Here is an 11,964-nt window from a genome sequence, read left to right on the forward strand (position 1 = left end):
CAGCAAATTCGGGATGTGACAGAATACCTCTCTTTTTTGGGATGGCCACAACCCTGTGGCGCTAATGTTGAGTTTCTCCTTGAAGCACGATCAGAGTTTTGACGGGCGCGCCGACAAGTTCGCCCGCAACATTTACGACTCCACCAAGGGGCGCATCCGCACCACCATTGTCTGGAGCGACATCGAAGCCTGCCTGGCCCGCCTTGGCAACCGACCGTTGCGCATCCTCGATGCGGGGGGCGGTTTTGGCTATTTCGCCCAGAAGCTGGCGGCCATGGGTCATCAGGTGGAGCTGTGCGATCTGTCAGCAGAAATGCTGGAACTGGCCCGCAGCCAGATCGCCGAGAAGGGGCTGGAAGACAAAATTCGTCTCATCCATTGCCCCATTCAGGATCTGAAGCAACACGTGACCGGTACCTTTGATCTGGTGCTCTGCCATGCGGTGCTGGAGTGGCTTGCCGAGCCGCGCCAGACCTTGCTGGGTCTGTTCCCTTTCGTCAATGCCGGGGGCATACTGTCGCTGCTTTTCTACAACCGTCATGGTTTGCTGTTCCAGAGCCTGGTGGTGGGCAATTTTGACTATGTGCGCCTTGGTCTTCGCAAGAAGCGCCAGACTGCGCTTACGCCCACCAATCCCCAACTGCCGGAGCAGGTCTATGACTGGATTGGTCGCGGGGGGCTGCGCATCATCGGCAAGACCGGGGTGCGGGTGATCCACGACTATATGCGTCACAAGCAGGATCAGGTGGAGAAGTTCGACGATCTGCTGGCCATGGAGCAGCAATATTGCCGTCAGGAGCCTTTTGTCGCTCTCGGTCGCTATATCCATGTGATGGCCCAGAAGCCGGCCAGCTGATTGCTCGCGGTTCACGTCAATGTGAACCATGTTTTCGATGCTACCGGATGTAGCCGCGCGCACGATTTTGCGCCCAATACAACAACGAGATGACAACATCATGATGAGTACATCCCGTACCCTGCCAGAGCGTTCTTTGCCGGAGCTAGTAGGGTGGGTCAGGCAGGAGGGGTTGGCGTTGAGCCTGCCGACCGACCGGCTGGCCTTTCTGATTGCAATCAAGACCTTGTCCGAGGATGAGTCGGACCTGTCGGAAGCGGCGCTGCACGACGCTTTTGGCTATGTCAGCAGCGCCTTCGGCCAGATGGACGAGACCCTCACCGGTCGCGCCAACAACGCCATCAACGATCTCATTCGCCAGCAGCTGCTGTCGCGTTTTAATACCGACATGGTGGCGGGGGAGAGCCTCTACCGCCTGTCGCGCCTGGGTGTGAGCATCGTCGACTTCTTTATGGATCAGCGTCAGGTTGACTCCATCAAGCTCTCCATTCTACTCGAGCACCTGGCTGCCGAGCTCGACACCGCCCGCAAGGCGGCGCTTGAAACCAACACCCGCGAGCAGTGGGATGCCGAGGTGCTGCCACGGCTCACCTTCTCGCTGGAAGAGACGCTGGGGCGGATCGATCTCACCCAGCGTGCCATGGATGAGCAGCAGAATCAGGTCAAGAGCGAAATCGCGGCCCTGCTGACCCAGAACTGGGTCGATGCCATTCACAGCTGCGAAAAACTGCTGCACGAGACCGGCCAGACCCTGCGCGAGCTGCAGGATACCCTGGACGCTGCCGGTCACCGCCTGCAGGCGGGGCTGCTCAATATTCAGGAAGCGGCGCAGGGGCGCGACGATCTGTTCCACGTCGAGGAGCTGACTCACGCCTTGCAAGGGCGCCTTGACGTCATCACCAGCTGGGGTCAGCAGTGCATCGAGCTCTGGTCCCGCTACGATCGCCACGTCCACAAATTTATCCGCAACGCCATCGACATGGACAAGAACCGTGCCTTCAGCCAGCGGCTGCGCGAGTCCATCCGCAATTTCGAGCAACACAACTGGCAGCTGCGGGTGGCCGAAGAGCCCCGTCTGCTGGAGCTGCGCGACGAAACCATCGCCATCCATGACGAGGAGGTGACCGGTGAGGTGCCACTCGAGATGGAGTACGTCGAGATGGTGGACATCAACCAGGAGCTGGCCGAGCGCATCGAGCGCTATCTGGCCCGCTACCCCGAGCAGGGCCAGCATCTGGATCTGGCCGATGTGCTGCGGGAATACCTGCTGGACTATCCGGCTCATGCCCACTTCGATGTGGCGCGTCTTCTGATCGACCAGGCCGTGCGCCTGGGCCATGCCAGCGGTGAGCGCGAACTGCATCGCCAACCCGCATGGAAACCCATTAACCAAGCTGGATCCAAGGTTCAGGCCTATGTCATTGATCAATACTGAGTTTCCCTTGCCGCTGCGGCTCGCAGAGGCGATTGCCAACCCCTTGTTTCCGCGCATCGACACCGCCTTGCGCTCCGGCCGCCACATCAGTGCCGACGAGTTCGAGCAACACTCAGCGCTGGTCGAATATCACAGCGAGCTGGAGATCTTCTACGGCCGCTATCAGGTGGAGCTGATCAAGGCGCCGGAAGGCTTCTTTTACCTGCGCCCGCGCCCGAGCTCCGACATCGGTACCACTGTGCTCTCCGAGCTCGATATGCTGGTGGGCAAGGTGCTCTGCTACCTCTACCTGAGCCCTGATCGTCTCGCCTCGGAAGGGGTGTTCGCCATGGCCGAGCTGCAAGAAGAGGTGCTGAGCCTCGCCGACGAGAAGCAGCTGCTGCGGATGGTCAACAGCCGCTCCGGCGGTACCGATCTCGACAAGAAGAAGCTGCTCGAAAAGATCCGTACCTCCATGCGCCGTCTGCGCCGCCTTGGCATGATCACCGCCCTTGGCAACGGGGATAAATTCCGGGTCAACGAATCGGTGTTCCGTTTCGCCGCCGACGTGCGCTCCGATGAAGATCCGCGCGCCGTTCAACTGCGGATGATCCAGGAGGGTGAAGCCATCTTCCACGACGACGAAATGCCGAGCAGCGACTCGCTCTTTGATGACATCGAGGCGGATCTCGATGAAGAACAACTGGATCTGGAGGTATAACCGGTGCGAGGCAAGTTCAAATCCCTGACCATGGTCAACTGGAACGGCTTCTTTGCCCGGACCTTCGATCTTGACCAGCTGGTCACTACCCTTTCTGGCGGCAACGGCGCGGGCAAGTCCACCACCATGGCGGCCTTTATCGCAGCGCTCATCCCCGACCAGTCACTGCTCCATTTCCGCAACACCACGGAAGCAGGATCGAGCAGCGCCTCCCGTGACAAGGGACTCTACGGCAAGCTGCAGCGCGGCCACTGCTATTCCCTGCTGGAAGTGATGAACAGCCGCGAACAGCGGATCTGGGTCGGCGTCCACCTCGAGCAGGTGGCCAACCGCGACAACAAGGTCAACATCACCCCGTTTGCGCTGGTGGATGTGCCGGAAAATCTGGCTCCGACCGATCTGCTGCTGGAGAAGCTCGATGGCGGCAAGGGGCGGGTGCGCGCCTTTACCGACCTGAAAGGGGCGGCCGCCGAGCTGGGGGCGCTGAAAGTCGCCAAGTTCAATACGGTGACCGACTATCACAACTTCATGTTCGAGTTCGGCATCACCCCGAAGAAACTGCGTGATCAAAAAGATCGCGGCAAGTTCTATCGCCTGATCGAGGCATCCCTCTACGGCGGCATCTCCTCGTCCATCAGCCGTTCTCTGCGTGAATACCTGCTGCCGGAGAACTCCGGGGTGCGCAAGGCGTTTGCAGACATGGAGGCGGCCATCTATGAAAACCGCCGCACGCTGGAGGCCATCAAGGAGACCCAGGGTCAGCGGGATCTGTTCAAGAACCTGATCACCGAGACCACCCACTATGTGGCCGCTGACTATGTGCGCAATGCCGCCGAGAAGAGCCGCCTCTCCGAGCTGGCCCTCAAGGCGCGCCAGGAGCTGGCCGACAAGCGCCGTATTCTGGCCGAAGAGAAACAGCGCGCCATCTATCTGGCCGACGAGGTGGAGCAGCTCACCAACCGCGAAAAATTGCTGACCGACGAGCTGGAGTCTGCCTCCGAGCATCTGGCCAAGGTGATGGCGGCTGTCAGCTTGCAGAAGAAGATCGAGATGTATCGCGCCGATCTGGCGGATCTCTCTGACAAACTCGAGCAGCAGCAGGCGGTAGTGGAAGAGATCCACGGCCAGCTGCTGGAGGTGGAAGAGCGCAAGGAGCTGGCGCAGGCAGAAGTCGACAGCCTCAAGACCCAGCTGGCCGACTACCAGCAGGCGCTCGATATCCAGCAGACCCGCGCCATCCAGTACCGTCAGGCGGTACAGGCGCTGGAAGCTGCCCGCGAGCAGTGCGAGCTGCCGGGGCTGACCGCCGAACAGGCGAGCGACACCCTGCACCAGTTCCGCGCCGCCGAGCAGAGCCTCACCAGCCGGGTGCTGGGGGCCGAGCAGCAATTGGCGCTGGCGAAGGCGGCGGTGGCCGAGCATGAAGCGGCGTTGGCGCTGCTTTTGAGCATCGCCCCCGAAACAGTGCGCGAGGCCGCCTGGCCCACCGCGCAGGCGCTGCTCAAGCGTCACATCGAAGACAAGGCTCGCATCGCCCAGGGGCAGGGGCTGCGCGCCGCGCTGGCTCGCCTCGAGAAAGAGAGCGAAAGCCAGAAGAGCCTCTTCAAGCTGCGTGACGAGCTGCAGCAGGCCTCTGGCCAGCTTATCGCCAGCAGCGATGAGCTGGAGATCTTCCTCGAAGCCCAGCGCACCCGTCAGGAGGAGCTCTCCGAGCAGCAGGCGGAGGTGAACCAGCGCCGCGCCAGCCTCGAGCATCAGGGTACCCAGCTGGGCCGCGATATTGCGGAGCTGACCAAGCTTGCGCCGCGCTGGCTGAAATCCTTTGAAAAACTCGAGCAGTTGCGCGAGCAGAGCGGTTTGCCGCTCGCCACCGCCGAAGAGCTTTCGGCCGGTATGCAGACGGTGCTCGACAAGGAGCGCGAGTTCGAGCAGGAGAGCAACCGCATCGCTGCGCAGAAACAGGCGCTGGAGCTGCAAATTCGCAACCTGCAGCTGGGAGCTGGCGAGGCGGATCCCCGTCTTGCCCGCATCGCCGAGCAAGTGGGGGGCGTGCTGCTCTCCGATGTCTATGACGATATCTCCATCGACGATGCCCCTTACTACTCCGCGCTCTACGGCCCGGCTCGCAGCGCCCTGGTGGTGCTCGACCTTGAGGGCGCCATCGAGCGGCTGAAAAAGCTGGAAGATTGCCCGGAGGATATCTACCTGATTCAGGGCAACCCCGACTCCTTTGACGAGGACCTGGTGGAAGCGGATGAGCTGGGCGACGCCGTGCTGGTGCGCACCAGCAAGCGTCAGGTGCGCTTCTCCCGCTACCCCGAGCTGCCGCTGTTTGGTCGCGCCGCCCGGGAAAAACGGATCGAGCAGCTCGACCTTGAGCGCGAAGGGCTCATCGAGGGTTACGCCAAGGCAGCCTTCGAGCAGCAGAAGTACCACCGCCTCTACGGTCACTTCCGCGACTTTATCGGCCAGCATCTGGATATCGCCTTCCGCCCCGACCCCGAAGCCGAAGTGCAGGCCAAGCAGGCCGAACTGCGCGCGCTGCAAGGTGCCATCGGTGAGTGCGACAAGCAGCTGGCCGAGGCCAAAGCGGCCGCTGCCCAGCTGACTCGTCATATCCAGCTGGTGCAGGGGATGCTGCCCTTTGCCCACCTGTTTGCCGAGACTGATCTGGCGGCCCGCCTCGAGGCGGCCCACGCCGATGTGGAGGCCCTGAAACAGGCCGAAGCCTTTATCGCCAAGTACGGCAAATCGCTGGAAAAACTGGAAACCATGGTGCAGGTGCTGCGTCAGGATCCGCAGGATCTTGCGGCGCTGCAGGCAGCTTACGATGAGGTGAGCGACCTGTTGGCCGAGCAGAAGCGCCGTTGCTACGCCCTCGATCAGCTGGTGGCCCGCCTGCCGCACTTTGCCTATCAGGATGCACAAGACCTGCTGGGCAAGGCGTCCGAGATGAGCGAGCGACTCAAAGAGAAGCTCAAGGCGGCGGAGCTTGCCGCCCGCACCGCTGGCGAGCAGCACAAGCAGATTGCCCTGCGCCACACCGAGGCGTTGCAGCTGCGCACTGCCCTTAACTCCAGCGTCGAGGCCAAGCGTCAGACCCTGACCGAGTTCGAGCAGGAGCTGGCGGCCATGGGGCTGACCCTCTCTGACGATATGGAAGAGAAGGCGCGCGCTCACAAGAAAGAGATTGAAGAGCTGCTGATCCGCACCCGTTCCCGTCGCACCAGCACCGAGGCCCAGTTGCAGGTAACCAAGCGCGAGATCGAATCCCTTGGCGGTCGTCTTAAGCTGGAAGGCAAGGATTACTACAGCGCCCGTAAATCACTGGTGGGTCACAAGGCGAGCTGGTCGCGGGTGGTGCGTCTGGCGCGGGAGACCGACGTCGAGAAGCGTTTAAATAAGCGCGAGCTGGCGTATCTGGACAGCGACGAGCTGCGCTCCATGTCGGACAAGGCCCTCGGCGCCCTGCGGGTGGCGGTGGCCCACGACGAGGCCCTGCGCGATGCGCTGCGTCTCTCCGAGGGCAACCGCAGCACCGAGCAGAAGGTCGCCTTCTACGTGCAGGTCTATCGTTACCTCAAAGATCGCATTCGCAACGACATCATCCGCTCCGATGATCCGGTCGAGGCGATCGAGGAGATGGAGATCGAGCTGGCCCGTCTGGCAGACGAGCTCAAGCAGCGGGAAACCCACCTGTCGCTCTCCTCCCACGAGGTGGCGGCCAAGATCACCAACATCATCCGCCGCGAGCAGAACCGCATCCGGGTGCTCAATCAGGGCTTGCAGAATATCGCCTTCGGTCTGGTGCGCGGGGTGCGCCTCAACGTCAATATCCGCGAGGCTCACACCCGTCTGCTGACCGCGCTGGCCGATCAAACTGCCATGCACAACGATCTGTTCGCCGACAAGGAGCTCAGCTTCTCCGAGGCGATGGCCAAGCTGTTCCAGCGTCTCAACCCGCAGATCGAACAGGGGGATCGCAGCTATCAGGTGATGGGTGACGTGCTGCTCGACTATCGCAACTATCTGGAGCTGGAGATCGAGGTGCAGCGCGGGGCCGATGGCTGGCTGCGTGCCGAGAGCGGTGCGCTCTCCACCGGCGAGGCGATCGGTACCGGTCAGGCCATCCTCTTGATGGTACTGATCAGCTGGGAGGAGGAGTCCCGCCGTCTGCGCGGCAAGGATATCGCTCCGTGCCGTCTGTTGTTCCTCGACGAAGCGGCCCGTCTGGATGGCAAATCCATCGCCACCCTGTTCGAGCTGTGCGAGCGGCAGGATATGCAGCTGCTTATCGCGGCGCCCGAGAACATCAGTCCCGAGAAGGGCACCACCTACAAGCTCATCCGCAAGGTGCAGGGCAAGCACGAGCATGTGCATGTGGTGGGCCTGCGCGGCTTCGGCTTTGCCGATGACAAGCTGATCGCCTGACTCTGATGGGCAAATAGCAAGAGAAAAGGGAGGCATTCGCCTCCCTTTTTATTGGAAAAATATGGCAAAGTAGCGGCGCTGCCCCTGATGGGATAAGGCTGCGAATGAACGGGCTTGCCCGGTTCTGATTAAGTATCCCTCTTGTTGTGCTGCATTGCGGACGCAGATCGGAGGGAGTTTGCGTACTCGAGTTGGCAAACGAGAGCAGAGACGTGGCCCCTTGATTGTTTCTTGGGTGCAACAGTGATGATTTAAAGCCTGTGTTTATTGCAACAATCGCGGTGGCCACAGCGTAGGCAACCGGGCTGGGTCCAAGGATCGCGAGGGGCCGCCTACATTGCGGTGGCTTGCCGGTATGGGGAGAATCTTCCCGTTACTGCGACGCGAGATGATCCGGCGGGCTATCTATCCGGTAAGGTGAGCGAGGAGAAGTAGATGCGCAGCATCGGGAGAGAAGGAGTGGTGCAATCAGCCTGCAAAGGGGGGCTGTTGCTTGTTTGCCTGTTGCTGGCAGCCTGTAGCAGCCGTTATGACGAGAGCCACGGTGGCAGCTGGCGCGGCTACAGCGAGACCGGTTATGCCAGCTATTATGCCGACCGCTATCACGGTAAAAAGACCGCCAGCGGCGAACTCTATCGCAACAACCTCAATAGCGCCGCCCATATGGAATTGCCCTTTGGCTCCATGGTACGTGTTACCAACCTCGCCAACGGCAAGAGCGTAGTGGTCAAGGTCAATGACCGCGGCGCCTTTAAAAACGGGCGTATTATCGATCTCTCCAAATCTGCGTTTAGTGCCATCGGCAATATTCGCGACGGGATTATCAAAGTAAAAATAGAGGTGCTCTAGGCTGGGTGAACCTGTTTATACACGAAAATGGATGTTGATGAATGATATTGGAAGGCTGACATCGACCAGTCAGCCTTTCGGTAGATAAAGATATAACATTGATATGGATCAATATTTAATTCAGCTAAAAATGGATTTGTTATCAATGGAAAAAATCGATGATCGTGATTGATATTTATTTTAGCTTATCTCGCCTGTTCGGCCTTACTATGGGGCAAACGGAGGGATTAGTGATGATTATCTATGGTAAATATGGTGGTGCAGCGCTGAGAGCTGTTCATCTGATGGTGCAGAATAATTATGGGCATGCCACCGCCTGGGATATGGCTATTGCTGAAGCATTTGGTGGTGATATCAGTACAGGAAAATTCAAAAATAATCCAAAGGTAACTTTTTTGACTCTTTGCAGTCTTGGTTGTATCAGTTGCATCATGCCAGTTCATTATGTAGCTGCGACCAAAACCAGAGCATATGTGTTGGCTGCCATTGATTTATTGTCACACAAGGATATTACCAAACCGATCAATCCCGAGCAGTTATGGCTGGAAGTGATCTCGGCCTGTAAGAGCGGCAAGGTTGTAAAGCATAACAATCAGATGGATGTCATTCTGACACTTTGGTATGCCGGTGTGCTCAATCCCGAGTGGGATAGGGATGCCATCAGGATAGATTATCGACGAATATAAAAAAGCCAAGGTAATGAATACCTTGGCCATGAAACATCAATTGGTTTTGGTCAGGGATGCACTATCGGAGTGTGCGAATGGCTTGCCATACACCATCAGGTTGGTGGTTTGACTGTATTTGAGGAGATCTTTCTCTGAGAAGTCCAGAGTCATCGAGAAATCCGTGGTGGAATCATTAATGGTCATATAATTGCTTTCCGCAATACCGCGCTTGCCCGTCTTGAACTCGATTTTGTTACCCGCTTTGCCTTCAGTGACCACACAGACTGCACGGGGTATACAGTATGAGTTGTAAACAAGCTGATTAGTCTTGTCATAAATCAGATAACCGCGTTGGTCATGAAATTTCCCATTATCGCTTTTTCTGAATACTTCCTGTTTGTAATACATGGCTACCAGATATTGTTCGCTGGCATTTTTAGCATCGGCAGCCGGTTCAAAAGTAATGACTTCGTAAAAGGGTTCCACTGCCGGTCCCCCTTTGCCAACTTTGCTACCCTCCTGGCCGGGTGCTACATCTACACCACCAGCATCAGTGCTTTTCCATGTGCCAGCCAACTGAGCTAATGGACCAAAATCCAGACCGTTGATAATAGTGCTGGACTCTGCGTGAGCGAGCGTGGCACAGGTAATTAATGCTATGGGTAAGATAACTTTATTCATTGTGATAACTCCATCACTAATAATGACTTGCGAATAAATATGTTCAGCAAAGTAATTGTTATAACGCACCAAGGATGTGGTCAATGATATTGAGTGATGGTGATTCGTTTTTGTGAGGTATGATTTGCTTTTTCGTGGCTAAATAAATTGAGTTTGATATAAGACAATGTTTTATTTTTTTATCGCGCTTCCTCATATATATCGTGATAGAGATAAAGGAACATTGACATGATGCGATGATTATTATGTCAACAGCGTGAATATTTAACTCAGCCCCATCAATTGAAGGCGATAGCCACTAACTCTGCGGCACCCTGACCCCTTTATCGAGATAGAGGCTGCTGTAGTGGGCGCGGTGGGTGACAAACATCACCTGATGGCGGCTGCCGTCGGAGAGGATAATAAAATCCCCCGCCTGAGCGGGGCTCTGCAAGGTGATCTCCTGCTCGGGGGCGGTCAGGCGATCGACATCTTCCTTGAAGGTGAGGGTGTAAGAGTACATATGGCGCTCCACTGCTGGCTCATATCAAACACTCCGTTGAAGGTAGTTGCTGGCAAGGGGGCGCGCGGCGCCCGATTGGCGCTGTTAGACCAAATAGCGGTGATGAGAACGTGCGTGGTTTCAGCTGGGTTGTTTTGCTGAGGTGCGCTTGAGGCCTTTACATCAAGGAAATTGGTATCAAAAGCGATGGGAAAGGGGCGAAAAGGAGGATGAAAAAACCGCCAGTTGGCGGTTTCTCTTATGCGATGGGTCCTACTTCAGGGCCTTCTTCAGCTTCTTGATCTTGCCTTCATGCTTGGCAATTTTCTCAAGACGAGCGGCGATCTTCTTTTTGATCTCTTTCTTGCTTGCTTTGGCCATCGGTGGCGCTCCTTTGCAGTGGGGACACATGAAGTGTCAGTGTGGGTCTTCCCTTTGACGTCCCAGAGTGCCACAGGGCTCCTTTGTGAACCAGCACTCTGTTGTTTTAATAGCCAGTGTTATGGCTGCAAGGGGCTGAGCCAGCGCAGCAGTTGCTGGCCAACCTGCGGGCTGGCGAGCAGGGCCATATGGCTGGTGCGATAGACAATCAGGGTATGGGCAGGAAGAAAAGCCAGCTGATGGCGCGCTTCGTTGTGCTGACCGAGGGCGCTACGAAGGGGTACCAGTCCATCGCCAATCAGCCGGTCGGCCAGCAGGCTGCGCTTGGCGGCAGTGGTCGCGGCGATGGCATAACAGTTGACGCTGCAGGGCAAGGGGAGTGGGACGCGGGGATCGCGCAAGGGCACGGCGGGGTCGGGTTGGGCAACGGCATCGAGCACCTTGCCGTGGCGCAGATCCTTGATGCCTGCACTGCGTAGCCGCGCCAGCCTGACGAAGGGCTCGCTGTAGGCGGTAGCGGGCAGCAACTGCTCCAGCCAGTGACCGGCGTGTTCGAGCGGCGCGCCGTGGTGTGGTGTGCCGAGAAAGATCAGGTTGGCAAGGTGCGCAGGCCAGGTGAGCCCGGCCACGCCGGCATGGTGGCAGGCGCTGCGTGCAACCAGTCCCCCCATGCTGTAGCCCATTATCGTTATCTCTTTGAGCTCTCCCGGCCAGTGGGCGAGCAACTGCTCCAGCAACAGGGCAAGTTGCTGCCCGTTTTGTGTGATGGGCAGGCCCGAGTTGTAGCGCAAATAAAGAGGCTGATAGCCAAGCGCGTTGGCAAGTTGCTCTCCGTGATTGACCGGTTTGCCTTGATGCTCGGTCTGCCATTGCAGATCGTTCATGCAGAGGCCATGGATCATCAGCAGCACCCGTCCCTCGCGGGGTAGATCCTTTGGCATCGCCTGCCAATCGAGGGGCTTGCCCTGATAGCGCAGGGTCATGGGGGTGGCGAGAGCATTGTGGTGCTCAACCAGCTTGTCCCCCAACACGCCGTTGAGCGTGGCGATCAGGGCCGCGCGTTTCGGGGTTTCGGGGATCTGGTGGGGCGGCGGTGTGGCTGGCAGGCGGCTGAGCAGATGGTTGATGCCGCTGCTTAGGTTGTTGGCGGTGCCATGTACCCCCTTGTAGACCAGTCCGGTGATCCCGGATGTCTTCCCCTCATCCCGCCCCTTGAGACCCATACCGCTTAGCACCGCCTGATGTACTGCTTCGGTGATCTCTACCGCGGCGGGCAGCGCCAGGGTCAGCAGGTGCGCCAGCTCGCGGATATCCGAAAGATGCCAGGAAGAGGATGGCGAGGGGTCTGTGGCGTCGGTCATGGCAAGCCCTTGTGAAAGCGGGTGTCGCGTTGTCGTGCCGCGAAGAGCGCAGCGTATCTCTATATCAAACCAGCTTGCGCCCTTTGTAGCGGGTTTACCAGTACGGACCATGCATGGCGGG

General features: G+C 58.2%; 9 protein-coding genes. 6 read left to right on the forward strand and 3 right to left on the reverse strand.

Translation table 11 applies throughout. The annotated features are described in order from the left end of the window. Window positions 1-79 precede the first annotated feature (79 nt). The 6 genes from cmoM (at window position 80) to AB5Y84_RS15730 (ending at window position 8,957) form a co-directional block, all read left to right on the forward strand. Entirely contained in the window at window positions 80-856 is a 777-nt protein-coding gene (gene cmoM, locus AB5Y84_RS15705) for a tRNA uridine 5-oxyacetic acid(34) methyltransferase CmoM (RefSeq protein ID WP_031227571.1), read from the forward strand. A 100-nt stretch (window positions 857-956) separates the two neighbouring features. Continuing rightward, window positions 957-2,291 (forward strand): chromosome partition protein MukF, encoded by a 1,335-nt coding sequence (gene mukF, locus AB5Y84_RS15710; RefSeq protein WP_042080843.1) that lies wholly within the window; start codon window positions 957-959, stop codon window positions 2,289-2,291. Continuing rightward, window positions 2,272-2,991 (forward strand): chromosome partition protein MukE, encoded by a 720-nt coding sequence (mukE, locus tag AB5Y84_RS15715; RefSeq protein WP_005345759.1) that lies wholly within the window; start codon window positions 2,272-2,274, stop codon window positions 2,989-2,991. The genes mukF and mukE overlap by 20 nt, the downstream gene beginning before the upstream one ends. 3 nt (window positions 2,992-2,994) lie before the next feature. Then, on the forward strand, window positions 2,995-7,422 hold the full coding sequence (gene mukB / locus AB5Y84_RS15720; RefSeq protein ID WP_368177325.1) for a chromosome partition protein MukB: 4,428 nt from the start codon (window positions 2,995-2,997) through the stop codon (window positions 7,420-7,422). A 435-nt stretch (window positions 7,423-7,857) separates the two neighbouring features. Next, window positions 7,858-8,271, forward strand: a complete 414-nt coding sequence (locus tag AB5Y84_RS15725) for a septal ring lytic transglycosylase RlpA family protein (RefSeq protein ID WP_368177326.1) — start codon at window positions 7,858-7,860, stop codon at window positions 8,269-8,271. 158 nt (window positions 8,272-8,429) lie between these two features. Beyond that, window positions 8,430-8,957, forward strand: a complete 528-nt coding sequence (locus AB5Y84_RS15730; RefSeq protein WP_230599627.1) for a hypothetical protein — start codon at window positions 8,430-8,432, stop codon at window positions 8,955-8,957. A gap of 36 nt (window positions 8,958-8,993) precedes the next feature. Here AB5Y84_RS15730 and AB5Y84_RS15735 read toward each other — a convergent pair whose 3' ends face one another. From AB5Y84_RS15735 to AB5Y84_RS15745, 3 genes are all read right to left on the reverse strand, one after another. After that, window positions 8,994-9,620: a heme-binding beta-barrel domain-containing protein gene (locus tag AB5Y84_RS15735; protein ID WP_043820266.1), complete on the reverse strand. Its 627-nt coding sequence runs from the start codon at window positions 9,618-9,620 to the stop codon at window positions 8,994-8,996. Window positions 9,621-9,918: 298 nt separating this feature from the next. Further along, window positions 9,919-10,122 carry a hypothetical protein gene (locus AB5Y84_RS15740; RefSeq protein ID WP_005352285.1) on the reverse strand — a complete coding sequence of 68 codons (204 nt, stop codon included), beginning with the start codon at window positions 10,120-10,122 and terminating at the stop codon, window positions 9,919-9,921. 479 nt (window positions 10,123-10,601) lie between these two features. Next, window positions 10,602-11,843, reverse strand: a complete 1,242-nt coding sequence (locus tag AB5Y84_RS15745) for an esterase/lipase family protein (RefSeq protein WP_368177327.1) — start codon at window positions 11,841-11,843, stop codon at window positions 10,602-10,604. Window positions 11,844-11,964 lie beyond the last annotated feature (121 nt).

Origin of the sequence: Aeromonas sp. s11, assembly GCF_040907945.1 — a bacterium.
GTDB classification, from domain to species: domain Bacteria; phylum Pseudomonadota; class Gammaproteobacteria; order Enterobacterales; family Aeromonadaceae; genus Aeromonas; species Aeromonas veronii.